Origin of the sequence: Gluconobacter sp. NFX36 (assembly GCF_049887835.1) — a bacterium.
Lineage (GTDB): Bacteria > Pseudomonadota > Alphaproteobacteria > Acetobacterales > Acetobacteraceae > Gluconobacter > Gluconobacter japonicus_A.
This window is the reverse complement of sequence record NZ_JAGEKJ010000017.1, coordinates 26421-49995: the sequence shown is the minus strand read 5'-3', so window position 1 is coordinate 49995 and position 23575 is coordinate 26421. Positions and strand designations below refer to the sequence as shown.

The 23575-nt window shown below is 59.8% G+C and carries 19 protein-coding genes and 1 pseudogene; 11 read left to right on the top strand and 9 right to left on the bottom strand.

Features of this window, described 5'->3' with window-relative positions; all coding sequences use genetic code 11:
• The 4 genes and pseudogenes from J4P41_RS13700 to J4P41_RS13685 all read left to right on the top strand — a co-directional run.
• Positions 1–215: hypothetical protein (locus J4P41_RS13700; protein ID WP_426067576.1), on the top strand; the 215-nt coding region annotated here is incomplete at its 5' end.
• Positions 157–1029, top strand: a complete 873-nt coding sequence (locus tag J4P41_RS13695) for a quinone oxidoreductase family protein (protein ID WP_426067575.1) — start codon at positions 157–159, stop codon at positions 1027–1029. The genes J4P41_RS13700 and J4P41_RS13695, both read left to right, overlap by 59 nt.
• A 283-nt stretch (positions 1030–1312) precedes the next feature.
• A pseudogene (locus J4P41_RS13690) lies at positions 1313–1880 on the top strand (IS5 family transposase).
• 125 nt (positions 1881–2005) lie between these two features.
• Complete coding sequence (locus J4P41_RS13685) at positions 2006–2932, top strand: LysR substrate-binding domain-containing protein (RefSeq protein WP_426067574.1); 927 nt, start codon at positions 2006–2008, stop codon at positions 2930–2932.
• 12 nt (positions 2933–2944) lie between these two features.
• On the opposite strand, the gene J4P41_RS13680 is transcribed toward J4P41_RS13685, so the two are convergent.
• Entirely contained in the window at positions 2945–3676 is a 732-nt protein-coding gene (locus J4P41_RS13680; protein ID WP_426067573.1) for a class II aldolase/adducin family protein, read from the bottom strand.
• Positions 3677–3937: 261 nt separating this feature from the next.
• On the opposite strand from J4P41_RS13680, the gene J4P41_RS13675 reads away from it, so the two are divergent.
• The 3 genes from J4P41_RS13675 to J4P41_RS13665 are packed head-to-tail and all read left to right on the top strand — an operon-like array spanning position 3938 to position 7103.
• The gene (locus J4P41_RS13675) at positions 3938–5179 is read left to right on the top strand and encodes a flavin-containing monooxygenase (RefSeq protein WP_426067572.1); all 1242 of its coding nucleotides are present in this window, start codon (positions 3938–3940) and stop codon (positions 5177–5179) included.
• 15 nt (positions 5180–5194) lie between these two features.
• Positions 5195–6373 carry an acetylornithine deacetylase gene (gene argE, locus J4P41_RS13670; protein WP_426067571.1) on the top strand — a complete coding sequence of 393 codons (1179 nt, stop codon included), beginning with the start codon at positions 5195–5197 and terminating at the stop codon, positions 6371–6373.
• A 52-nt stretch (positions 6374–6425) separates the two neighbouring features.
• The gene (locus J4P41_RS13665; protein ID WP_426067570.1) at positions 6426–7103 is read left to right on the top strand and encodes a DUF1028 domain-containing protein; all 678 of its coding nucleotides are present in this window, start codon (positions 6426–6428) and stop codon (positions 7101–7103) included.
• 15 nt (positions 7104–7118) lie between these two features.
• Here the strand turns inward: J4P41_RS13665 and J4P41_RS13660 are convergent, their stop codons facing one another.
• The 8 genes from J4P41_RS13660 to J4P41_RS13625 form a co-directional block, all read right to left on the bottom strand.
• A complete protein-coding gene (locus J4P41_RS13660) occupies positions 7119–8732 on the bottom strand; it encodes a GMC family oxidoreductase (protein ID WP_426067569.1) in 1614 nt (537 codons plus the stop codon).
• A 5-nt stretch (positions 8733–8737) separates the two neighbouring features.
• Positions 8738–11095 carry a TonB-dependent receptor gene (locus J4P41_RS13655; RefSeq protein WP_426067568.1) on the bottom strand — a complete coding sequence of 786 codons (2358 nt, stop codon included), beginning with the start codon at positions 11093–11095 and terminating at the stop codon, positions 8738–8740.
• Positions 11096–11166: 71 nt separating this feature from the next.
• Positions 11167–11580, bottom strand: coding sequence for a RidA family protein (locus J4P41_RS13650; protein WP_023941591.1), 414 nt, complete (start codon positions 11578–11580; stop codon positions 11167–11169).
• Positions 11581–11726: 146 nt separating this feature from the next.
• Positions 11727–13118, bottom strand: a complete 1392-nt coding sequence (locus J4P41_RS13645; protein WP_426067567.1) for a purine-cytosine permease family protein — start codon at positions 13116–13118, stop codon at positions 11727–11729.
• Between the two features lie 28 nt (positions 13119–13146).
• The gene (locus tag J4P41_RS13640; protein ID WP_426067566.1) at positions 13147–14493 is read right to left on the bottom strand and encodes a hypothetical protein; all 1347 of its coding nucleotides are present in this window, start codon (positions 14491–14493) and stop codon (positions 13147–13149) included.
• Entirely contained in the window at positions 14490–15818 is a 1329-nt protein-coding gene (hisD, locus tag J4P41_RS13635; protein ID WP_426067565.1) for a histidinol dehydrogenase, read from the bottom strand. The genes J4P41_RS13640 and hisD overlap by 4 nt, the downstream gene beginning before the upstream one ends.
• Positions 15819–15853: 35 nt before the next feature.
• On the bottom strand, positions 15854–16621 hold the full coding sequence (locus tag J4P41_RS13630) for an SDR family NAD(P)-dependent oxidoreductase (protein ID WP_426067564.1): 768 nt from the start codon (positions 16619–16621) through the stop codon (positions 15854–15856).
• On the bottom strand, positions 16615–17640 hold the full coding sequence (locus J4P41_RS13625) for a zinc-dependent alcohol dehydrogenase (RefSeq protein WP_426067563.1): 1026 nt from the start codon (positions 17638–17640) through the stop codon (positions 16615–16617). Before J4P41_RS13625 ends, J4P41_RS13630 begins: the two co-directional genes overlap by 7 nt.
• A gap of 265 nt (positions 17641–17905) precedes the next feature.
• On the opposite strand from J4P41_RS13625, the gene J4P41_RS13620 reads away from it, so the two are divergent.
• Genes J4P41_RS13620 through J4P41_RS13605 form a run of 4 tightly spaced genes read left to right on the top strand, consistent with a single transcriptional unit; the run spans position 17906 to position 23575 of the window.
• Positions 17906–19291 (top strand): purine-cytosine permease family protein, encoded by a 1386-nt coding sequence (locus tag J4P41_RS13620; protein ID WP_426067562.1) that lies wholly within the window; start codon positions 17906–17908, stop codon positions 19289–19291.
• Complete coding sequence (locus J4P41_RS13615) at positions 19288–20895, top strand: amidohydrolase (protein ID WP_426067561.1); 1608 nt, start codon at positions 19288–19290, stop codon at positions 20893–20895. Before J4P41_RS13620 ends, J4P41_RS13615 begins: the two co-directional genes overlap by 4 nt.
• The gene (locus J4P41_RS13610) at positions 20882–22030 is read left to right on the top strand and encodes an alpha-hydroxy acid oxidase (protein WP_426067560.1); all 1149 of its coding nucleotides are present in this window, start codon (positions 20882–20884) and stop codon (positions 22028–22030) included. Before J4P41_RS13615 ends, J4P41_RS13610 begins: the two co-directional genes overlap by 14 nt.
• 60 nt (positions 22031–22090) lie before the next feature.
• Positions 22091–23575, top strand: coding sequence for an aldehyde dehydrogenase (locus tag J4P41_RS13605; RefSeq protein WP_426067559.1), 1485 nt, complete (start codon positions 22091–22093; stop codon positions 23573–23575).

Genomic DNA, 23575 nt, shown 5'->3' with positions numbered 1-23575 from the left:
GGCGATGGACCGTGATCTGCTCAAAACGCAGAGCGAAAGTCACCCCGGAAACCCTCAATCAAAGCGCCAAAAAACTAAAATCATCAGACAAGCGCATCAACAAACAGTTCTTCGATCCCTCCACCTTTGTCTCGGCCAGGTTATACTTTGATCAAAATGCATGCCGCGACGGTCAATCAACTTTCGGGGCAAATTCGTCGAGGTCTTTTCAATAAAGCCAAGGCGCCTCTGGTTCTGAGCAATGACGGCGCAGGTACAGTAGAGGGTAGCGACCTCTTTCAACCTGGAACGCGTGTTGCAATTTACGGCGGTGGCCAATTAGGGATCACGGAAGACGGTTTGCAACAGGAATATGTATCCGTCAAAAACAGTCATGTTTTCGAATTGCCTGACACGATCAGTTTGGACGAAGGCGCGGCGCTCCCTATCAATTATGTAACTGCATACCAGGCTTTAACACGCGTTGGACGCATTGAACCGGGGCAGACGGTCCTGATTTCAGGAGCAGCCGGAGCAGTCGGTCACGCCTTGATCCAGCTTTCGCGAGCTTTGAGGGCGAGGCCTGTTGCAGTCGTTTCCAGTCCCCTGAAGGCAGAAGCTGCCCGTAAAAGTGGGGCGGCGGCGGTTGTAGATCTCTCAACTGAGATCCTGTCGGATGTTGTATTTTCCCTTACGGCGGGCCAGGGAGCCGACCTCGCATTCGATCCAGTTGGCGGCTCGCTGCTGAAGGAACTGATAAAATCAGTGCGTGAGCGGGGTTCAGTTGTGTCCATTGGATTTGCTGGCGGCGCTGAGGCCTGTCTGGATCTGGCTGAAGTCGTCATTCATGAAAAGCGCCTGCTCGGATACGACGCTTGGCTGGAAACGAACGAGGCCGTGTCCAATGCCTTCAGCGCTATTCGGGCTTTTATTGAGGTGGGGGCGGTTCGCCCGGTCATCGATAGCGAATGGAAACTGGAGGAATACGAGGAAGCTTACAAGCGTCTCGCATCCCGACAGGCTATTGGGACTATTCTTCTCAAAGCGTAAAAGTGGGGTTCTCTAAGGTCTTTGAAGTTGATCTTGTTTTTTATCAGAATAATTTAAGCACGTCTGCTATCGGGAAAGCTAATCAGAAGTATGTATGTCCGGTATGAGGGCAGCTTAGGGGGCAAGCGGAATGTCTGCTAACAGCTGCATGAATATTATAGCTGACGTCCATAGCGGCGGCGTTTCTCGAACCTAGGTCACGTTGACAAAAGATCTATACGATCAGCTTGAGATCTGATTCACTTCCTGCCTGTAGGGCTAGGAGTAGAGAGAACAGGCATGAATTGGTCCGCTTCTGCCTTCTGAGCGTGGACGTTGGGCGCGCCCGTCCGGAGATAACCGCCGTTTTCTCAATGGTATGCTGCACATCCTGCGTACTGAAGCCCTTGGCGGGACATACATGAGCGCTACGGGAAATGGAATTCGGTCTGTGTCCGGTCTCGCCGCTGGGCCGAACAGGTTGTTTGGGATGCCCTGCTGCAAATCCTTGTAGACCTTGGCCTGGCTGATGACTGGTAGCATAGCTCGACAGCACCGTGGTTCGTGCCCATTCACAGGCCACTGGCGCAAAAGGGGGGGGCTCATGCGGAAGCTTTTGGTCGATCACGCGGCGGCTTTACGAGCAAAATCCACGCCCGATGCGACAATCAGGGACGTCCTCTTGGCTTTGTCCTCACCGGCGGGCAGGTCTCGGACTATAAAGCCGCAACCGCATCGAGCGGATGTTCAACCACCTCAAGCAGATGCGCCGCATTGCGACCGGCTACGACAAGACCGCCTTGTTCTTCATGAGTTTCCTCAATATCGCCGCAGCAAGGCTCTGGATTGGATCTTGTGTAAACGTGACCTGAATTGATCAGATTATGCTCTAGCTAGGACGCCCAAATATAGTCGAGAGTGAAATTTTTTTGTATTCGTTCCAATCATAACGATATTCCGGTTATGCGTCCCGCGTCGAATGAGTTAGGCTGTCATAATGCGTTATACACTCCGGCAGTTAGAGTACTTTGTAGCGGCCGGGGAGGCCGGCTCCATCCGGCATGCGTCCGAGCGCCTTTCGATTTCCCAGCCTTCCATCTCTACGGCGATTTCCCATCTCGAGCTTGAACTGAACGTCCAGCTCTTCATCCGTCACCACGCACAAGGCTTGTCCCTTACAGCCGTGGGACAGATTCTGATGGAAGAGGCCAAGCGCGTGTTGGGGATGGCTGAAAATCTTTATTCTTTGGCTGCGGAAACCACGGATCAGGTGAGGGGGACGCTCTCGGTGGGTTCGATGGTCACGCTTGCCCCCATGATCATGCCTGAACTCGTCCACAGTTTCTGTACGCGCTACCCTGCCGCCGAAATCCGTCAGGTGGCGTCTAATCACGAATGGCTGGCCGAAAAACTCAAACAGGCCGAAATTGATATCGCTATCACGTACGACCTGCATCTTCCTCCCGGGATCGAGTTCATTCCTCTGGCCAGCCTTCCGCCTCATGTCCTCGTCAGTGAAAACCATCATATGGCGCAGCGTTCGTCCGTGGATCTGGCCGAGCTTGCAGCCGAGCCGATGATCTTCCTCGACCTCCCTCTCAGCAGGCAGTATTTCAACGCCCTCTATCACCAGGAGGGCCTGCAACCCAATATCTACGCCCGCTCCGCCGAGCAGGAAGTGGTACGGACCATGGTTGCAAACGGCTATGGCTATACGCTGGCGAATGTCCGTCCGTGCTCCGATATGGCCCTCGACGGCAAGAAGGTCGTCCGCGTGCGGCTGTCAGGCGATCACCGCCCGATGGTCATTGGCATGGCAACATGGCAGGGCGTCCGTAAATCGCGCCTGCTGGACCTTTTCGTCCACCATTGCCGCTCCTCGATTTCCGACACGGCAATCCCCGGTATGAAGCCTCTGGCCTAGGACCGGCCCTGATTATTCGGCGTAATCGGGCTCTTCTCGCTCAAGGATAAGCTTCATTTCCTCAAAATGTCTGATGGAAAAATCCCGGATCTTTTCCCAGTCCCGCGCCGTTCTCTCCGCCACGTCGTCCGACAGAACGGAAAGTTCACGGCCTGTGGAGTAGGCAGTTACAAGGATCTGGCACGCGCGTTCGATTGTGTACATGTCGTCGAACGCTTCTCCAACCGTCTCCGCAACGATCAGCACGCCGTGATTGCCCATCATCAGTCGCGTTCTGTCTTTCAGAAGAGATGCCAAACGCGCGCCTTCCGCCTCGCTGTCTGCCATGCCTCCATATTGGGTGTCCACGGCAACCCGGTTGAAATAGCGGGCCGTGTTTTGGTCGATTGGAAAAATCGTAGGATCACGCAGCGTAGAGATTGTCGTGCTGTAGATCGGATGCAGATGCATCGCGACCTGCGCCGCCGGATTCAGACGATGCAACTGTCCGTGAATTGCCCACGCAGTCGGGTCCAGATCGCAGGCAGCCAGACTGTCGGCATTGTTCGTATCGACCAAAACCAGATCGCTCGCCCGGATACGCGAAAAATGCCGCCATTTCGGATTGATCAGAAAGCGCGATCCATCTGGTGAAACCGACATACTGAAATGGTTTGCGACGGCCTCATGCATTCCAAGCCGGGCCGCAAGACGGAAGGCGGCGGCAAGATCAATCCGTGCTTTTTTCTCGTCATGTGCGGTCATGAAGGCGATCCCTGAGAAAGATGGTCTGAAATATCAGTCTTCCCGATGTTCTAAAGAGTCGCCGATGGACGGCAAAGACGGATTTATCAAATGCATCCCCCCGTTTTTCCGATGCAGCACACCGGAAAACTCTTAGGAAAAGACTAAGCAACGATAATTAATTCGATTGTTTCTAGAGGCATATCGTTTCCATACAACAACGGAGAGGTCTTCCTGAGTTGTGGAAGAATTCTTCTGTCAGTCCAGTAGGAAATGTCCAGCATGACAACGGAAAACGTCGATACCCTCATCATTGGCGCGGGCCAGGCCGGCGTGGCGATGAGCGAACACCTGGGCAAAAGAGGGGTGCCGCATCTCGCTGTGGAGCGCGGAAACATTGCTCAGAGATGGCGTGCCGAACGCTGGGATTCCCTTGTCGCTAACGGTCCCGCCTGGCACGATCGTTTTCCGAACCGGACATTCGACAAAACAGCGCCCGACGGCTTCGCCCCCCGTGCCCAGATTGTCGACTATTTCGAATCCTACGCCACCCAGATCAACATGCCCATTCGCTGCGGCGTCGAAATACGGCACCTTCGCAAAGCCGCAGACGGCATCGGATTTGAAGCGCAAACGGCAGATGGTATCATCAGGGCCCAGAACGTCGTCGTCGCAACCGGACCGTTCCAGAAGCCGTCCTTCCCCGACATCATCCCTGCAGAGTTCGATGTGCACCAGATGCACTCGAACAGTTATAAAAATCCTCAGCAGATTGCCGACGGAGGCGTTCTGGTCATCGGGGCAGGGTCGTCCGGCGCACAGATTGCGGACGAACTGCGCGCTTCCGGTCGGGACGTCTGGCTGTCCGTCGGTCCGCATGATCGTCCGCCCCGTCGTTACCGTGGCCGTGATTTCGTCTGGTGGCTTGGCGTGCTGGGATTATGGGACATGAAAGTTCCCAGCCCCGATACGGAACACGTCACCATCGCCGTCAGCGGCGCTCATGGCGGCCACACTGTCGACTTCCGTGACCTCGCCGCCAGCGGCATGACTCTGCTGGGCCGAACCGAGAGCTTCGAGAATGGCTGCCTGCATTTCGCTCAGGATCTCCGGAAGAATATCGAAGGCGGCGATGCCAACTACCTGTCGATGCTCGATGCCGCAGATGTCTATGTCACGGCAAACGGTCTGGATCTTCCCGAAGAGCCCGAAGCCCGTAACATAGGCGCCCTCCCGGCCTGCGTTACAGATCCAACCCTGAGCCTCGACCTGAAAGCAGCCGGGATTAAAACCGTCATCTGGGCCACCGGCTACAAATTCGATTTCAGCTGGATCGACATCGACGTTCTCGATGCCCGCGGCGCCCCCCGTCACGACCGTGGCGTCTCCGTCGTACCGGGCCTCTATTTCCTAGGGCTGGCCTGGCTGTCACGGCGCGCCTCTCCCTTCATCTGGGGCGTATGGCACGATGCGGACTATCTCGGACAGCATATCGCAGACCGCCGTCTGTCTCTGGCAGGCTGACGGCGGAGGCGCCCGGTGTCCGTTTCCGAAATCGAGAGCATCCTCTCGTCACTCATCGGCTTTCCCAGCGTCTGCGGACTGCCGAACGGAGAGATCATAGCCTGGATCGAGGCGCATCTTCTGGCCTGCGGGGCGCAGGTGCGCTGCATCCCCGGAGACGCCACCAATGGGGTCCCGGGTCGCTACAGCCTGTTCGCCACGATTGGCCCGAAGGTGGCAGGTGGCATCGTCCTGTCCGCCCATGCGGACGTGGTCCCCGTCACCGGCCAGAACTGGTCGTCGGACCCGTTCGTCCTCACACAGCGCGAAGACCGGTTGTATGGCCGGGGGAGCAGCGACATGAAAGGCTTTCTGGCCTGCATGCTGAACCTTGCCCGCAAGGCTAGCGCGGACGACGCGCCGCCGCTCAAACGCCCGCTTTACCTCGCTATTTCCCATGACGAAGAACTCGGTTGCCTCGGGGTCCGCTCACTGATCGAAGGCATCCGCGAAGACGGCGAATTCGACGATCTGGATGCACTCGGCTGCATCGTGGGCGAGCCGACAGGCATGCAGGTTGCCGTCGCCCATAAAGGGAAAATCGCGTTCGAAATCATCTGCCACGGACAGGCTGCTCATTCCGCAAACCCGTTCCTTGGAAAAAGCGCCATCACCCTCGCAGGCGACATGGTCGCGGCGCTCTCGCGGTTGCAGGACCATATTCGTCAGACCGAACAGCATGACGCACGCTTTGGCGTTCCATTCTCCACCGTGCAGGCAGGCCTGATTTCCGGTGGAGCCGCCCTGAACATTGTCCCGGACCTCTGCACGATCACAGCTGAACTGCGCCTTCTGCCTCGCTATGAAGGCGCCCCCTATCTGGCATGGCTGGAAGACGCCGCCCGTCAGGCTACGGAAAAACTCGGCGGCGGCGAGATCGAACTGCGGATCACGAATGCCTATCCCGGCCTGAACGCTACTGCCTCGAGCGATATCTGCTCCGTTGCCCTGCACGAAGCCGGGCAGAATCAGGTTGGCGTCATTGATTTCGGCACTGAAGCGGGGCTTCTGGGGGAACAACTCGGACTGGACTGCATCGTCTGCGGTCCCGGTTCCATCGCGCGCGCCCACAAGGCCGACGAATACATTACCCTGCCCGAACTGGCCGACGCAGAACGCTTCCTTGACGGGGTGCTCGACCATCTCAGACGATGAGCGGCCCAGATGAGCGGCACAGACGCCGCGCGCTTCATGAAAGACACCGCCCATGACCTTTTCCATTGTCGCCCGCTGTGAGCGCACCGACCAGTTCGGGATGGCGGTTTCGTCGTCTTCTCCCGCCGTTGCCAGTCGCTGCGCCTTCGCTAGAGCAGGCGTCGGCGTCGTCGCCACCCAGAACATCACCGATCCCCGCCTCGGCCCCGCGGGGCTGGATCTGCTGGAGCGAGGTGCAACCGCAGCGGAATGCCGGGACATTCTGATCCGCGGCAACGTATTTGCGGCATTCCGGCAGCTCGTCGTCCTCGATCGCACCGGCAGCACCGCACTCTGGGCCGGAGAGCAGGTTCTGGGCTGCCACGCCGAGATTGCCGGAACCAATGTCGCTGCCGCAGGCAACATGTTGGCCAGCGTGGACGTCCCGGCTCTCATGAAGGACGCCTTCAACACCTCCAGCCGGTCGCTGGACCTGGCCGAACGGCTGATCCTCGCCATGGAAGCCGGTCTCTCAGCAGGCGGGGAGGCCGGTCCGGTCCATTCCGCGGGGCTGATCGTCGTGGAAGAACAGAGCTGGCCGCTAGTGGACCTGCGTGTGGACTGGAGCAACGCTCCGCTCACCGATCTGCGGAGCCTGTGGACACTCTGGCAGCCTCAGATGCGCGACTACGTCACGCGCGGCCTCAACCCGCTTTCCGCACCTTCGTACGGTGTGCCGGGGGACCGTTAAGGCCCCCCGTTTTTCTCAAACGGCGTCTTGCAGAATCATCCGCGCCGCCTTTGCTCCGATCATCATGCTCGGGGCGCTGGTGTTGCCGCTGATGAGCGTCGGCATGATCGACGCATCCGCCACCCGTAGCCCCGAAATACCGCGCACCGTCAGGCGCGGAGTTACAACCGCATTGTCATCTACGCCCATGCGACATGTACCGGCAGGATGAAAGACCGTGGCCGCACTTCGCCGCAGATACTCCAGGATCTGAGCGTTGTCCGCCACGTCCTCGCCGGGTGCGACTTCCGTGCCACGGGTTCCGTCAAAGGCGCCCTGGGCCAGAATGTGCCGTGCCGCACGGATGCCTTCACACAAAACGTCCAGATCGTGCGGGTCCGATGCGAAACTGAAATCAATGACCGGCTGGTTTGAGCCATCCGTCGCCAGCCGGATGCTGCCCCGGCTTTTGGGCCGCAGAACACAAGTATGGATCGCAATCCCATGCCCCCATTCAAACAGCCGCCCACGCGGACTGCGATAACCGGGCACGAAATGAAACTGGATATCCGGCACGCCATCGCGGGCGAGGGACGTGCGCGCAAATCCCCCGGCTTCGACATAATTCGTGGTCAGCCACCCCTTGCGCCCGAACAGGAACCTGAACGGAGACATCAGCACGGACGGCAGCGACCGACCGGAAAATCCCAGTGTCCGATGATCGCTCGAGCGCACCGTAACCAGCCCGTCCAGATGGTCCTGAAGGTTCTGGCCCACGCCCGGCAGGTGATGCACCGGTGAAATCCCCGCCGCGATCAGATCCGCGCTGCGCCCGATCCCGGACGCCATCAGGATCTGTGGAGAGCCGATCGCCCCTGCACACAGCACGATTTCCCGCTCTGCTCGCAGCAGCCGGGTTGTGCCGTCCTGAACGACCACGACGCCCCGCGCCATCCGGTCCTCGATCACCAGATTGCGCACCTGCACGCCCGACATCAGGCTGAAATTCGGCCGCTTCAGGATCGGATGAACGAATGCCCGATACGCACTCAGCCGATAGCCATTGCGTTGCGTCACGTCATACAGGCCCACCCCTTCCAGCGTCGGGCCGTTGAAATCGGTATTCTCCGGCAACCCCGCGCTGACACCGGCCTGAACGAAACGGCGCGACAGCGGATTGACGTCGCGCGGCGTCGTGACATCCAGTTCGCCTTTGAAACCGTGATACGCCGGATCAAGCTGCCGGTGACAGTGTTCGAGGTCTCGGAACTCGGGCAGAACGTCGTCCCATCCCCAGCCTGTACAGCCCAGAGCCTGCCAGTGATCGTAATCCGTGCGGTCGCCCCGGATATAAATCATGCTGTTGAGCGTGGTTGACCCGCCCAGCGCCTTGCCGCGCGGCACATGAATGCGCCGCCCCGCTAGATGCTCCTGCGGGGTTGAGTGGAACTGATAGGCGAAGCGCCGGCTTTTGTAGAGCGTTATCGTCCCGGCTGGAATGCGGATTCTCGGCGTATGGTCGCTGCCCCCCGCTTCGACGAGACAGACGCTGAAACGCCCATCGGCGCTGAGGCGGTTGGCAAGCACGCACCCCGCAGAACCGGCGCCCACGACGATGAAATCGAAAGACCGAGAGAGATCGTTCTGCATGATCTTCAGAACCCCGTGGAAACGGTCGCAAGACAGGCGAAGGACGGCGCCACATAATAGCTGGACGTTCCCGCAACCGGCCCCGTGCTGTAAACGCCAGACAGATAGTGGCTGTCGCCCAGATTGACGATGTTCAGACGGATGCTCGGCTTCTTGAAAAATCCGATGTCATGTGTACGGGCGCCCAGCATCATGTCCACCTGCTTGTGACCTGGAATGCGTTCGTCATTCATGAATGTGCCGTATTCCTTGTCGACATATTTCATGGATACGCTGCCGAAGAACGTGCCGTCATCGTATTGAACGCCAATCGCCGCCATCCAGCGCGGTGCGGACGTTGCGATCTTGCCCTTCGTGGCATAGGTCACGCCGCCCATCGTGATGTTGTTGTCGTTGGTCGCATAAAGATATTCCGCCGACACATACGGAGAGAAGTGATGCCAAGGCGTAAAGCCCAGTTCCGCATCCACGCCCCGCGACGTCATTCCGCCCGCATCAAGGAAGTACGGAACGGCATTGATGTACTGGTTGATGGCGTGGTGAACGAAGTTATAGTTGAACAGCGTCACCGACCCCGTGACCCAGTTGTTGTGATATCGTGCGCCCAGTTCCTCGGCGATGCTGTATTCGTCCTTCAGATGCGTGTTCGCCGTCTGGTAAAGGCTAGCATCATACGGGCTGTTATACTGGTTGTAGAACGCAGACCCCATCGGAACGCGGAAACTCGTCGTCGCATTGGCGAAAAGCTGGATGTTGTCATTCACCTTGTAGCTGAGTGACATGCGCGGGAGCGGTTCGGCCGAGTTGTAGCCGACGGCATATTGCGGGCCGGGCTGCTGGAGCGTCCCGTTGCGCGCGGTCATGACTTCCTTGAACCCGACATTGATATGCAGCCGATCATTGAGCAACCGCACTTCGTCCCCGACATATAGCCCGACCATCTGCGTGATCGTATGATATCGCCAGCCATTGAGAACGGTCCCGTCCGTCAGCTTGAGCAGCGAGTTTGAAACATTTCCCGCTGCGTCCAGCCCGGAGAACGGCTCGCTCACATTCATGTCGCTGTAACCGTACCACGCACCTGCCACCAGATGATTGATGCCGGAATCGTAATGTAGCGCCGCATTCAGCCCAGTATAGCTCTCGCGTCCATACCAGTCCCATTTCGCGGCGACATTGCCATCCTGGGAATAGGTGTTGCCCGCAAGTTGGCCATTGATGGGCTGCGTGCCGTCATAATAGGTACCGCTCGTCGGGATCGTATAAACGCCCAGCGGATAATTTCCCGATCCGTGATAGAAATACGGCGTAATATCCAGCGAAAGCTTGTGGGTCAGCGCCAGATGGGACTGGCTGCTCAGGAAATAATCCGTCCAGTTCGTCTGGAACCCCTTGTAATAGTTGGAATCGCCGAACTTGTAGGTGCCGTCCAGATTGATCCCGCCGCCAAGCCCACTCTTGTTCCAGGCTGCCAGCGAAGGCGTGCTGTACCAAGCCGTGTTCTCGTTGTTATAGGTGAAAGACAGGGATGTATAGCTCTCCGGTGCCCAGTCCTTGATCGCCTTGAAATCCATATGTCGGCGGAGGTTCCGCCCTGGCCCACGCCAGGCCCGGCTGGTCAGGTTCGAAAACGACGCAAAAGCCCGCAGCCCCGTATGTCCGATCTCCCCGGTATCGTACCGCAGAAATTGCCGGTTCATCTGATGCGACCCATAGCTCACATCCACCTGTCCGGAACGCGTATATTCCGGATTGCGGATCCGCACGTTCATCGTACCACCCGCAGAATAAACGGTCGGAATTTCAATATCCGGCGCGCCCTGCTGGAGTTGGACACTCTCCATGTTCTCGCTGTCTACCCATTCCGACGAGTTCGGGGTGTAATTGTCTGGGTCGTTCATCGGCGCGCCTTCGAAGATGTAGCCGATTTCCTGCTGGTTGAGGCCGCGGACGCTGACGGAGGACTGATCGGTGACACCGAAAGGGTCTCCCATGGCGACGTTGGCGCCGGGGGAGAGGGTGACGAGGGCCAGGGTGTTGGAGGCCGGAGACTGTTTGGCGATGAATTCGTGCGAAACGGTGCTGACGGAGCGGGCCGCAGTTTCGCGTTTGATCAGGCCGCCGCCGGGCCTGTGGCGGCTGACAGAGACGCTGATCGTCTCTCCGGGACCAGTGTTGTCCACGGCGGTGCGTTTTTGACGCGCCGGGGCTGGGGCGGACATTGCAGCATAGGGCTGGGTGCTATGAGCAGGGGAATGATGTTTGCCTAGGGCCGCAAAGGCTGTTTTCGTGCCTCCTCCCAGCAGAAGAATTGTCGAGGAGAGAAGCAAACAATGGCGTGAAAACAGGGATTTCGTCTGCATGGCGGTACCTCGGCATGAATGGCCCGTGCGGCGCGGGACGTACGTTAAGGGAGGAGGGCTTGGGGTGTTGGTCAGCCGGGGATGACGGCGATAACGTCCACTTCGATCAGCCACTCGGGGCGGGCAAGGGCGACGACGACCAGTCCTGTGAAGACGGGGAAGACCCCTTTGAGGTGCTGTCCGAGGACGCGATAGGTGGCTTCGCGGTAGCGGATGTCGGTGAGGTAGACCGTGACCTTGCAGATATGGGACAGGTCGGAGCCGGATTCCTTCAGGAGAAGGGTGATGTTTTCCATGACCTTGTGGGCCTGTCCGACTGGATCGCCGACGCAGACGTTTTCACGCGTGTCGAGGTCCTGCGGGACCTGTCCGCGGACATAGACGGTGTTTCCTGCGACGACGGCCTGGCAGAGGTCGTTGTCGAGGTTTTGCTCGGGATAGGTGTCCTTCGTATTGAAGGGGCGGATTCTGGTGTGAATGGGCATGGAATTGTTTCCTCAAACTCTTCGCGCCTAATGCGAGTTTGGTGCGATAGAGGAATGGTTGCAATTCGGTGCGATGAGTTAAAGAACGGATGTATGGGGAAGCGCTTCGGAAAAACCGAAGAAGACGTCCGCAGCGAGCTGGGACGTCAGTTCCGATGTCGTGCCAGTGCCAGATAAAGCACGCCAGGGACGAAAATTCCGATGATCCACGAGATGTCGATACCGCCAAGGTCGCGGGCGAGCGACCCGGTATAGAGGCCGTTTGACAGAAATGGAATCTGTACGATGACGCCGATGGCATAGCACAGCAGAGCCGGGCGGTTGGCGCGGCCGTAAACGCCGCCATCATGCCGAAACAGAGAGGGAATATCGTAAGCTCCGTGCCGGACCAGATAGTAATCGACGAGGTTGATGGCCGTCCACGGAGACAGGACTGCCAGAAGCAGCGCGATGACGTTGTCAAGGATTTGCAGTACGTTTCCGCTCAGATTGATCGTGATGACGGCGCAGCATAGACAAAGCGTGAAGGCGGCGACGGCGCGGGAGCGGCTGGTCGGGGCCCAATTAGATCGGAACGTCTGCAGAAAGGTCAGGGATGAGAGGGCGGCGCAATAGATCTGCATAGTGCAACTCACCAGCGTCGAGATCATGATGATCGCGAACAGTACGATTGGCAGGAGCGGAGACCAGGGCCTGACGGCGTCGTACATGCTTCCTGAAAAGCCGGTGCTACCGAGATAGGAGCCGATGAAAGTCGGGAAGGAGGTGCCAATGACGCTGCCGGTCAGGCAGACGAGAAACGCCGTGCGCTCTCCGGTCGAGGAGGGGAGATAGCGGGTGTAATCGGAAACATAGGGGGCGTAGGCGATTTGCCACAGGACGCCGAGCGACAGAGCCGTCAGGAAGTCGTGGAGGGTGGGGGACTGCCAGAACGGCAGGGCGAGATGACCGCCGGATGCGGACATGTAGGCTAAGGCTAGCAGAACGAACGTGATTGCGGCGATGGGAATGAAGCCGGAGATAAACCGTTCGATTACGTTATGACCGATCGCACACAGGGCGCCGATGACGATGACGGAAATCCAGATGGGGAACTGGCTGACGGAGGGGCCGAAGACCTGCACGATCTGTTCGCGACTGATGGCGAAGAAGGTCGAGGTGAAGCCGACATACATCAGGATGATGATGGCAATGATCAGCAGGCTGCCGGTGGAGCCAAACTGACCGCGTGTCTGCTGCATCTGTGGGATGCCGAGATGGGGACCCTGTGCGGCGTGGAGGGCCATGAAGACGCCGCCCACCAGGTTGCCCGAGAGAATTGCGAGGAGGGACCAGCCGAGGGAGAGGTGGCAGATGGTCGGGTATAGCAGGCCCGTCATGACGGCCATGATGTTCTGGTTGGCGCCGATCCAGACCATCAGCAGCGACCAGGCGTTGCCGTGACGGCGGTCTTCAGGAATGGGAAAGATCGTTTCGTTTTCAACGGCAAAGGCCGATGTTGCAGTTTCCTGAACGGTCTTGTTGTGGGACGGGTTCATGAAGGCAGGATCTTTCCCGTTTTCTGGTTCAGAGATCGTTCCACTCTGGCACTGTATTGACAGGGTCGATAGCCCACAGAAAGCGCGAGAGGGTATCCGCGCCTTCGGGTTCGGCACCGCACATCAGGGCGATTGCCAGACCGGTCAGGGAGGAGGCGGGTGTGTGGCGGCCTATGGGCTTTTCTTCCGACCTGGCGCAGAGATCCATGACGAGGGTGGGGCAGCAGAACAGGCCAGAGCGGATTGTTTCGCGCCAGTTGTTGGGGAGTGCATCACGCTGCGCCAGACCTTCCAGCAGGGGGCGCCACAGGAGGCGGGCCTTGTCCTGAAGGAAGGCCTGTCGCAGGGGCGGAAGCGACCAGTTTGTCTTGATGAACGCCGTTCCGTTGCTGATCCGGATTTCGGGGCAGGTTTTCAGCTCTGCGGAATGATAGAGCCAGTCCGCATGGGCGAAAATGTTGTGAAACGTGGCCTTGATTTCTGCGAGCAGGGCCGGAATGTGGCGTCCGGCGAAAGCGGGGTCGAACAGGGTCAGACTGGTGGTTTCGGGGTTGAACCAGACATTCGCGTTATGGGCGTCTCCATGGGCTACCACGCCGCCGTTTTGGGCAAGCGTTTCGGGAGATAAGTTTTCGAGCGCGTTGTAAAAGCAGTCTTTCAGGGTGCGGTCGTAGCGAATGCCGTCGATCACCCAGTGCAGTTCGAGAAGTTCGCTTCCGGTCAGGGTTGCGTCCGGAAATGTGAAAGTCCGTTCGGGGGCAAAGAATTTCTTTGCGCGGCTGCCGAGCGTGCCGGGCGGTTGGTTCGGGGTGGTGAGGCGATGATAAAAGAGCTGGTGGATGGGTTCGTCCGCGCTCTGTTGGCCGGTGATCGGGTGCCATGAGCGCAGGTAGAGCGTGGCGCTCAGGGCGTCCAGGTCCTGCTGGGCGTATCTGAGGGACGGGGCGTCTGCGCCGGGCAGGGGCGTGTCTCCGTCAACGGCGCGGGCGGCATCGGCGAGCTTTGGGATGGTTTTGAGCGGGTAGAGCAGGATCTGCCGCCCGACACGGCGGCAGACATGGGCGGGCATATCGACCGGAAATCCTGCTTCGAGCAGGATTTCGCCCCTGTAGAATTCCTGAAGGACGGAGTCTTCGTTTTCTTCATGGTGGAATTTAAAGAAAAACCGTTCCCCGGTGTCACGGATCATGAATCCGTTGACGGAGTTCAGGCTGTAATCGTCTGCGCCGAGTGTAACGTCCGTGATGTGGAAGCCGAATTCTTCCGCGATCATGCGCGACAGGAGGTCCGCAGCCAGAGCGGGATTTCCGCTCCGGACCGCGGCAAGGATGCCTGCCGCGCTAACGGGTTCGGCGCTGGCTGCTTCGGGTTTCATCGGGGTTGGATCTTCGGCATGGGGCGGGCTGAGGAGACGGCACGGGCATGGCCCGAGAAGTTTTCGTACCGGGCGAAACGTTCCGCATGGCGCGCGGCTTCGGGGTACGCTTCGGGCGAGACGCGTGCGAAGGACATGCGCTTCATGAAGTCATGGACCGAGAGCGGGGAGTGTGTGCGGGCGGCGCGGTTCGTGGGGAGTACGGCGTTCGGGCCGAGGACGTAGTTGCACAATGTGACGGGTGAGGCGGTGCCGAGGAGGACTTCGCCTGCGTTGCGGATGCGGCCGAGATTCGCCATCGGATCGACTGTCAGGATTTCGAGATGTTCAGGTGCGTAGGCGTTTGTGAAATCGACGGCGGCGCTGAAGTCTTTGGTCAGGATCACGCCGCCATGGGCGCCGCCCAGAACTGTGCGGGAGAAATCGGCGCGCTTGGGGTCCATTTCGGCCCAGTGCGCGGGCAGGGCGGCGATGACGCCTTCGGCCACGCGCCGGCTGCTGGTGACGAGCCAGGCGGAGGAATCCGGGCCGTGTTCGGACTCGATGATGAGGTCCAGCGCGGCGAGAACCGGATCGACGCTGTCATCGGTCAGAATGATGCTTTCGCTGGGGCCTGCGGGGATGCCGGGGTCGATCCGGTCGGACAGCAGGCGTTTGGCGGCCACGACATACGGGCTGCCGGGGCCGACGATCTTGGCGCAGGCGGGTACGGCTTCTGTTCCGAAGGCCACGGCGGCGACGGCCTGTGCGCCGCCGCATTTATAGACTTCCTCGACCCCGATGAGGCGGGCGGCCACGAGGGTTCCGGCGTCGACGGTGCCGTCGGGGGAGGGAGGTGTGACGATGATCAGGCGCGGGACGCCCGCCACTTTTCCGGGGATGGTCGTCATGTTCACGACGCTGGGGAAGCTGCCCTTGCCGCGCGGGACGTAACAGGCCACGGAGTCGATGGGTATGTTGCGGTCTCCGGCCCAGATGCCGGGCTGGACCTCGATCATCCAGCTGTCTTCCGGCTTCTGTGCTTCATGAAAACGGCGGATGTTCCTGATGCCGTATTTGATGGATTCGAGGACGTCTGGTTCGATGCTGGCGAAGGCGGCGTCGAACTCTTCCGGCGTGGCCCGGATGCTCATTTCGGGGGCGGTCACGCCGTCGAAAGCCTGTGCGAAATGACGTAGGGCGGCGTCGCCTTCGGTGCGGACGCGCTCGATGATCGGTTTGACACGCTCGAAAAACACCGACAGGTCGCTCTCTGTTCGTTGCAGCAGGGCTTCGGGGATTGTCCCGGTCTGGGTCAGATCATGGAAGGTGATGTTTTCAGACATCGGGTCTCTCTTTTCGGGGCAGAAGGTTGGAGGGATCAGAGCGCGGCGAGTGTTCCACCGTCCACGTACAGAACCTGTCCCGTGATGTAGGCGGAAGCTGTGGAGCAAAGGAATTGTAGGGGGCCTGCGAGGTCATCAGGCAGTCCGAAACGGGCGAGAGGGATGCTCGACAGCATCTTTTCCCGCCATGCGTCGTTGCGGAAGAACGTGTCGGTCATGTCCGTATGGAAGTAGCCGGGCGCCAGGGCGTTGACCCGGATGCCCCGAGGCGCCCATTCGACGGCGAGGCTGCGTGTCAGGCCAAGGATGCCGGATTTCGATGCGCTGTAGGGGACGGCTTTTGCGACGCCCGCAGCCGAGGTGAGGGAGGCGAGGTTGATGATGCTGCCTCCGTCCGGCATCAGGCGGGCGGCCTGCTGGGCCACGAAGAACGGACCTTTCAGATTGGTGTCCAGAAGGCGGTCCCACAGGGCTTCGTCCACGTCGTCGCAGGCACGGAGGGTTTCGTCACCGGCATTGTTGACGAGGATGTCGAGCGTTTGGCTTTCGTGGGCGATCCGGGAGAAGGCCTCGCGGATCGTGTCGAGTTTGCTGACATCCATGACGAGCGGATGCAGGGTCAGACCGTTGGAGAGGGCTTCGGAGCGGGCTGCCTCAAGGGTGTCGGCGTTGCGTCCGGAAATCCAGACGTTTGCGCCGCAACGGGCGAGGTGCAGGGCCATGGCTTTGCCCAGGCCGCGTCCGCCGCCGGTGATGAAGGATGTTTTGCCTGCCAGCGAGAAGAGGGGGGAACTCTCTACCATGTTCCGTCCGTACCGTTGGGGGCGATCAGGGTTTTCAGGCGTTTTTCCGAGCCTGAGAGCAGGTGGGTATAGAGAGCTGGAAGATCTGTGAGGGCTGCGGCCGGAGTGATCAGGCGGTCGAGAAACGGAATGAGGCCGGGGAGCCGCTGGATGGCCTCGAGCATTTCATCTGCAAAGGCGCTGACGCCTCGGATGTCGAGTTCCCGTTCTACGACCACGTTGAGGTCGATCCGGGGCGTGTGATGGAAAATGCCGGCCAGCACGAGCCTGCCGCCCGGAGCGAGGCGCTGGCAGGCCATTTCCACAACGGGAGCGGCTCCGGTGGCGTCGAGAATAAACTCGGGGCCTTCCGAGCCGAACATAATGTTCCAATCTTCTGCGTCTAGAGGGAGAGGGGTCGTGCCGATGGTTTCGGCGAGGAGTGTCTGGCGCCCGATACTGCGTTCAAGCATATGGACGTCATGGCCCTGCTGCCGAAGCAGGAGGGCGGCCAGTCCTCCAATCGTGCCACCGCCGCAGATGACGACCGGAGAACCTGGTGTCGGCGCGAGGCGGTTGACGGCGTGGAGGGAGACGGAAAGAGGCTCGACGAGGGCGCCATATCTCAGTGGGAGTGTGTCGGGGAAAGGCAGGACTTGAGTGGCTGGGAGAATCACCTCCTGTGCAAACCCGCCGTCGCAGCTTTCTCCGACGAAGCTGAGGTTCCGGCAGAGGTTTCTTCGTCCTGACCGGCAACGCTGACAGGTTCCGCACCCGACTCTTGAATCCGCGATGACGTGTGTGCCGACTGTCAGGGAGCCGCAGTCGCCGCTGGTTTGCGTGATTGTTCCGGAAAATTCATGCCCCGGTGTGATAGGACAGCGGGAAAGCCATTGGCCGGTCCGGAAATTATGCAGGTCGGACCCGCAAATCCCTGCCGCCTCGACCCGGATGCGGACACAGCCATCCGGTAGGTCCTGCGATATCGGGACAGGAAGAACCTGAATGTCTCCGATGCCTGAAAAACGGGCAGCAAGCACGAAATTCTTCCTTTCCCACCAGACTGAGGTCGGGCCTCATCTTCCTTTTCGGTATAGATATAATGAAGTCGGAATGAAAAGAGCGATCCGAGGGATCTGCGCGTAGCTTTTTCCGGGGTAAGGCTTCAGGAAATATGCATCAGAAACACATTACCAATCCGGAAAAATGTGTGTTTTATAATGATCTGATGTTGCAATAAAACGTGGCAATATCAGCATCTTTCCGTATGGCGGATTGACTGGCAGAAGGACAGAGGGTGGCACGATGGAGACCATTGGCACACTTGAAGCAGAGACGATCTACCCCATTTCTTCGGATCGTCGTCATGGGAGTGCCCGAGACCTGTTTACGGTCTGGTTCGGGCCGAACCTCATGATGCTGACGGTCGTGACCGGGGCGTTGGCGACGACGGTTTTCGGGCTGTCTCTGGTTCCTGCGCTACTGGCGCTTCTGGCGGGCAATCTGGTGGGCGGCATTTTCATGGCGCTGCATGCGGCTCAGGGGCCTCGATTAGGTGTGCCGCAGATGATCCAGACGCGGGGGCAGTTCGGGCTGTTCGGGGCGGTTCCTGTGACAGCGGTGATTGTGCTGATGTATGTCGGGTTTGCGGCCTCAAATCTTGTTCTGGGAGCGGAGGGGCTTCAGTCCTGTTTTCCGGGGCTGGGGCGGTTTCCGGCCATTCTGATCATCCAGATCCTGTCCATTGTTCCTGCCATTCTCGGATATCATGTGATCCATGTTGCGGCGCGTATTCTGACGCTGCTGTGCGGGGCGGCCGTGATGGTCTGTCTGTGGCAGATCATGGGCGTGCACCCGGCGGTGCACGACGTGACGGTGCCGTCATGGGGCGGGACAGGTATTCTGCGCACCCTGTCACTAGCGGCTTTATGGCAGATTGCGTATGCGCCTTATGTTTCGGATTCGTCACGATATCTTCCGGCCGGGCCGAAAAGTGAAAAATATGCGTTCGTGGCATGTTTTTCAGGGTCCGTTTCGGGGTCGATGCTGGCCATGGGGCTGGGGGCCGCGATCGGGATCGTGGCAGGTGGGGCGCATGTCATTCAGACGCTTACGGCGATCTTGGGCGTAACCGCAGTGCCGGTTCTATTGGCGCTGTCCATCGGTATCGCGGTGGCGAATGCCATGAATGTCTATTGCGGGGCGCTCTCGACGCTGACCGTAGCGCAGACGTTCACGCCGGACCGTCATTACGGAAAAGGTGCGCGGCTTGTGGTGACTGTAGGGCTTCTGTCGTTGGCTTTTGGTATGGCCACGCTTATGGCCGACCAGTTCATGACGGTTTATAGCGAGTTTCTGGAGCTTCTGATGTCAGTCATGATCCCGTGGACGGCGATTAACCTGACAGATTACTATATTCTCCATCATGGAGATTATGATGTGGCCTCTTTCTTCAAGAAAGACGGCGGGATTTACGGGTATTACAACATGCCAGCCTTGTTCTGTTACGGGATCGGGGTTGCGGTTCAAATTCCGTTTCTGGCGACCAATCTTTATATGGGAAGTGTGGCCAGAATGCTGGGAGGCGTGGATGTTTCCTGGGTGGTGAGCCTCATTCTGACGCCAATGATCTATATCGTTGCGGAGCGGACGTTCCGGCGGAAAGTTCTGCCTGCGGGAGAGCGGGCATGACGCTTTTATACAATGCGCGGATTGCGCTTCCGGGCGATGAGCGATTTGAAGGCGCGGTCCTTCTGCGCGATGGGCGGATTGCGGCAATTGGCGAGCGTCAAGCGTTGCTCGATGGCTGCGGGGCGGATGTGGAGCAGGTGGATCTAGGGGGCGCCTGTGTCCTTCCGGGGTTTGTGGACAGCCATCTTCATCTGTTGATGGGGGCGGAATATCTGTCGAATATCGGCCTGCGGGACGCCAGAACGATGGCGGAAGTCGTGGGGCGGGTGGAGGCGTTTGCCGCTGCGCATCCGGAGCGGGAATGGCTTGTAGGGCTGGAATGGAGCTACGGCTATCCGGATCTGCCGCCCGAAGGTTTTGACCGTGCGATGCTTGATGCGGTGGTGCCGGACCGGCCGGTTTTTCTGAGGTCCGGCATGGCGCATGCGGCCTGGGCCAACAGCAGGGCGCTCGAACTTGCGGGCATTGATGCGTCCACGCCGAACCCGGAGGGCGGGGAAATCGTGCGCCGTCCGGATGGGTCTCCGACGGGGTGGCTCAAGGAAGAGGCGGGTAAGCTGGTCGGGGCGCATGTGGTGCCCATGGATGAGGCGCTGGTCCGGGATGGGCTGGAGCGCGTTCTGAAGGAAATGGCGCGTTGCGGGATTACGCGGGTTGAGAGTGCGGCCTATGACGAAGGGCTGTTTCCGGCACTTGCGGAGATGGAAGCCTCCGGTGCACTGACCTGTCGGGTTGGGGTGATGGTTGAGATGCCGCCACCGGAGCTTTCGGAAAAGCGGTTGGCCGAGATCGTGGAACTGCGTCGACGGTATCATTCGCCAATGTTGAGTCTGGATGGAGTGAAGTTCTTTCTGGATGGCGTTCTGGAATCGCACACGGCCAGCATGCCGCAGGGCTATGCGGACCGACCGGACGAGACAGGAACGCTGGTCTGGAAACCAGAGGCCTATCAATCCGCTGTGCGGCGGGTATCCGAGGCTGGGTTTCAGATCTGGACGCATGCGATTGGCAGCGGGGCGATCCGGCTTGCGCTGGATGCCTATGCGCAGGTTCCCGAAGCGACGCGCTCCCTACGGCATCGCGTCGAGCACGTGGAAATTCCGTTTGCTGGGGATATTCCCCGGTTCAAAGAGTTGGGTGCGGTTGCCTGTCTTCAGCCTGTGATGGTTGCGCCGTCCGATGAATGGATGGGGATGGACGGGGTGTGGGCGCAGCGGGTGCGTGAGAGCGAGCAGGAGCGGGCGTTTCCGAACCGCTCGCTTCTGGATGCGGGCAGTGTCGTGGCGTTCGGGACGGACTGGCCGATCGTGTCGCTGTCGCCACTTCGGGGGATCAGCAAAGCTGTGACCCGCCGAAGCCTCGCGGGAGGCGCGGCCTTCATTCCGCACCAGTCCATCAGCGTTGACGAGGCCCTGTATGCCTATACGGCGGCGGGGGCTTTTGCCTGTCATCGTGAGGGGCAGGAAGGGAGCATCGAGGTCGGGAAACTGGCGGATCTGGTGGTGCTGAGTGCGGACCCGATTGATGTGCCGCCCGAGCGGATTTCGGAGATTGCGGTTCTGATGACCGTTCTTGGGGGGCGGGTCGTTTATGACGCGCGTTGATGACGGTGTCTTTTCCCATGTTGCGGCGTCCGCGCGGCGGCGTCTTCCCCGGCTGTTTGCGGATTATGTCGATGGGGGCGCGCATGGGGAATGGACCATGGCGCGGAACCGCGAGGCTTTTCGTGAATGGGGGATTGTGCCGCGTGGGCTGAAGAACGTCGAGACCGTGGATGCAGGTGTGCGCTGTTTCGGGCAGGAGTGGGGAGCGCCCTTCATGCTCGCACCAGTCGGTTTTGCGGGGATGCTACATCCGGACCGCGAAGTGGGCGCCGCGCGTGCTGCGCTGCGCTGCGGGGTGGGGATGGCCGTTTCCACTTTCTCCATTGATCCGATGGAAGCGGTTGCGAAAGTGGGTGGGGCGCCGCTTGCGCAGATCTATGTTTTCCGGGACCGGGGCCTGACGCGGGACATGCTAGCCCGTGCGGCGCAATGCGGCATGGACGGTATTATCGTGACGATTGATACGGCTATTACGCCGGTGCGGGAGCGGGATGTGCGGAATGGATTCCGCCATCTTTCGCGGCCCACTTTGATGCAGATGGCGGGCATGATGGCCCATCCGCGCTGGTGTCTGGGCATGGCGAGGCGCGGGACGCCGGCAATTGGAAATCTGGCCGCCTATACCACGGCGCAGGGTATCATGGGGCAGGCCAAGGATATGGCTGCGCAGATCGACCCCACGCTCGACAAGGCCGGGCTTGAATGGCTCCGGAGCGAATGGAAGGGACGGCTTGTTGTGAAGGGCGTCATGCATCCGGAAGATGCAGGGAACGCCATTGCGGCAGGTGCGGATGGGGTGATCGTCTCCAATCATGGTGGACGGCAGATGGACCCGTCTCCGGCGACGCTGGATGTTCTGCCGCAGATTGTGGACGCCGTTAAGGGCAGGGGCGATGTCGTCCTCGACAGCGGCATTCGCCGGGGCGGGGACGTTGTGACGGCGCTGGCGCTAGGGGCGACGGCCGTTTCCATCGGACGTCCGTGGGCCTGGGCGCTGGCCGCAGGCGGTGCGGCCTCCGTGGAGAAAGCCATCCGCGCGCTGTCGCAGGAAGTGGTGGATATTCTGGGCCTGGCCGGTCTTGAAGATATCGCCGCCCTGCGCAAGCGCGGGCCGCAGGCTCTGTGGAAATTATAGTCCGACATGTTCGGGCCTGAGGGCCCGCAAGATGTTTGAAGACGGAAGAGAGCATACCGGATGACGAAAAATACCGAGTTTTACACGAAGCGTGCTGCCGAACTGTCGTTGCGCAACGATTGCTGGGTTGACGGACGGTTTGTTCCGGCTCTCTCCGGTCAGCGGTTCGAGACCATCAATCCGGCGACAGGCGCCGTTTTGGCGCAGGTGGCGCGGGGCGACACCGGGGATATCGACCGGGCCGTTGTCAGCGGGCGGGCCGCCTTTGGAAGTGGGGTCTGGTCCGGTCTGACACCGGCGGAGCGCAAGACCGTTATGCTGCGCTGGGCGCAACTTGTGCGGGACAATCTCGAAGAACTGGCCCTTCTGGACACGCTGGATGTTGGTAAGCCGATTTCCGATACGCTCACGATTGATGTGCCGGGGGCTGCGGCCATTCTGCAATGGCATGCTGAGGCCATCGACAAGCTGTATGACGAGATTGCACCGACGGGCGGGCGGGATCTTGCGATGGTGCGCCGGGTGCCGCTTGGGGTTGTAGGTGTGGTGGTGCCGTGGAATTTTCCGCTGGATCTCGCGATCTGGAAAATTGCGCCGGCTCTGGCTGTGGGAAACTCAGTTGTTCTTAAGCCTGCCGAGCAGTCTCCGCTGTCCGCATTGCGCCTTGCGGAGCTTGGGTCCGAAGCCGGTCTGCCAGCGGGCGTTCTGAATGTCGTGACGGGGTTAGGGCATGAGGCGGGGCGCGCTCTGGGGCTGCATCCGGATGTGGACTGTCTGGCCTTTACCGGTTCGACGGAGATCGGAAAGCTCTTTCAGGGCTATGCCGGTGAGAGCAACATGAAGCAGGTCTGGCTGGAGACGGGCGGGAAGAGCCCATGTCTGGTATTTCCTGATGCCGATTTGGAGGCTGCTGCGGACAAGGCAGCCTGGGGTATTTTCTTCAATCAGGGGCAGGTCTGTTCGGCGAATTCGCGTCTGTTGATACATGAAACGATCGCGCAGGATATGATCGGGCGGCTGAAGGCCAGAGCCGAGGCTCTTGTGCCCGGTAATCCGCTGGACCCGTCTACGCGGCTGGGGCCGATGGCGACGGTGGAGCATGCGGACCGTGTTGCCGGTTTCATTGAAGCCGGACGTCAGAGCGGCAGGCTTGTGACGGGGGGAGGGCAACTGACCCATGGGGCATCGCGGGCCTATATCCAGCCGACGGTTTTTGCGGATGTTGCGTCGGACGCCACGATTGTGCGCGAGGAGATTTTCGGGCCTGTTCTGGTTGTCCAGACGTTCCGGGACGAGGATGAGGCGGTGGCTCTGGCCAATGATACGCCTTACGGTCTGGCGGCGTCCGTCTGGACCCGGGACATCACGCGGGCTTTGACAGTTTCGGACAGGCTGAATGCGGGAACGGTGTCGATCAATACCGTTGATGCGCTGTCTCCGATGACGCCGTTCGGGGGAATGAAGCAGTCCGGTTTCGGACGTGACCTCTCGCTTCATAGTTTCGATAAATATTCTGCTCTGAAGACGGTCTGGATCAAATACTGA

Excerpts from the sequence above, each read along its gene's own strand:
- J4P41_RS13660 (WP_426067569.1), bottom strand. The coding sequence starts at position 8,732 with ATGCAGAACGATCTCTCTCGGTCTTTCGATTTCATCGTCGTGGGCGCC.
- J4P41_RS13655 (WP_426067568.1), bottom strand. The coding sequence starts at position 11,095 with ATGCAGACGAAATCCCTGTTTTCACGCCATTGTTTGCTTCTCTCCTCG.
- J4P41_RS13640 (WP_426067566.1), bottom strand. The coding sequence starts at position 14,493 with ATGAAACCCGAAGCAGCCAGCGCCGAACCCGTTAGCGCGGCAGGCATC.
- J4P41_RS13680 (WP_426067573.1), bottom strand. The coding sequence starts at position 3,676 with ATGACCGCACATGACGAGAAAAAAGCACGGATTGATCTTGCCGCCGCC.
- J4P41_RS13665 (WP_426067570.1), top strand. The coding sequence starts at position 6,426 with ATGACCTTTTCCATTGTCGCCCGCTGTGAGCGCACCGACCAGTTCGGG.
- hisD (WP_426067565.1), bottom strand. The coding sequence starts at position 15,818 with ATGTCTGAAAACATCACCTTCCATGATCTGACCCAGACCGGGACAATC.
- J4P41_RS13685 (WP_426067574.1), top strand. The coding sequence starts at position 2,006 with ATGCGTTATACACTCCGGCAGTTAGAGTACTTTGTAGCGGCCGGGGAG.
- J4P41_RS13645 (WP_426067567.1), bottom strand. The coding sequence starts at position 13,118 with ATGAACCCGTCCCACAACAAGACCGTTCAGGAAACTGCAACATCGGCC.
- J4P41_RS13630 (WP_426067564.1), bottom strand. The coding sequence starts at position 16,621 with ATGGTAGAGAGTTCCCCCCTCTTCTCGCTGGCAGGCAAAACATCCTTC.
- J4P41_RS13620 (WP_426067562.1), top strand. The coding sequence starts at position 17,906 with ATGGAGACCATTGGCACACTTGAAGCAGAGACGATCTACCCCATTTCT.
- J4P41_RS13675 (WP_426067572.1), top strand. The coding sequence starts at position 3,938 with ATGACAACGGAAAACGTCGATACCCTCATCATTGGCGCGGGCCAGGCC.
- J4P41_RS13610 (WP_426067560.1), top strand. The coding sequence starts at position 20,882 with ATGACGCGCGTTGATGACGGTGTCTTTTCCCATGTTGCGGCGTCCGCG.
- J4P41_RS13605 (WP_426067559.1), top strand. The coding sequence starts at position 22,091 with ATGACGAAAAATACCGAGTTTTACACGAAGCGTGCTGCCGAACTGTCG.
- J4P41_RS13650 (WP_023941591.1), bottom strand. The coding sequence starts at position 11,580 with ATGCCCATTCACACCAGAATCCGCCCCTTCAATACGAAGGACACCTAT.
- J4P41_RS13615 (WP_426067561.1), top strand. The coding sequence starts at position 19,288 with ATGACGCTTTTATACAATGCGCGGATTGCGCTTCCGGGCGATGAGCGA.
- J4P41_RS13695 (WP_426067575.1), top strand. The coding sequence starts at position 157 with ATGCATGCCGCGACGGTCAATCAACTTTCGGGGCAAATTCGTCGAGGT.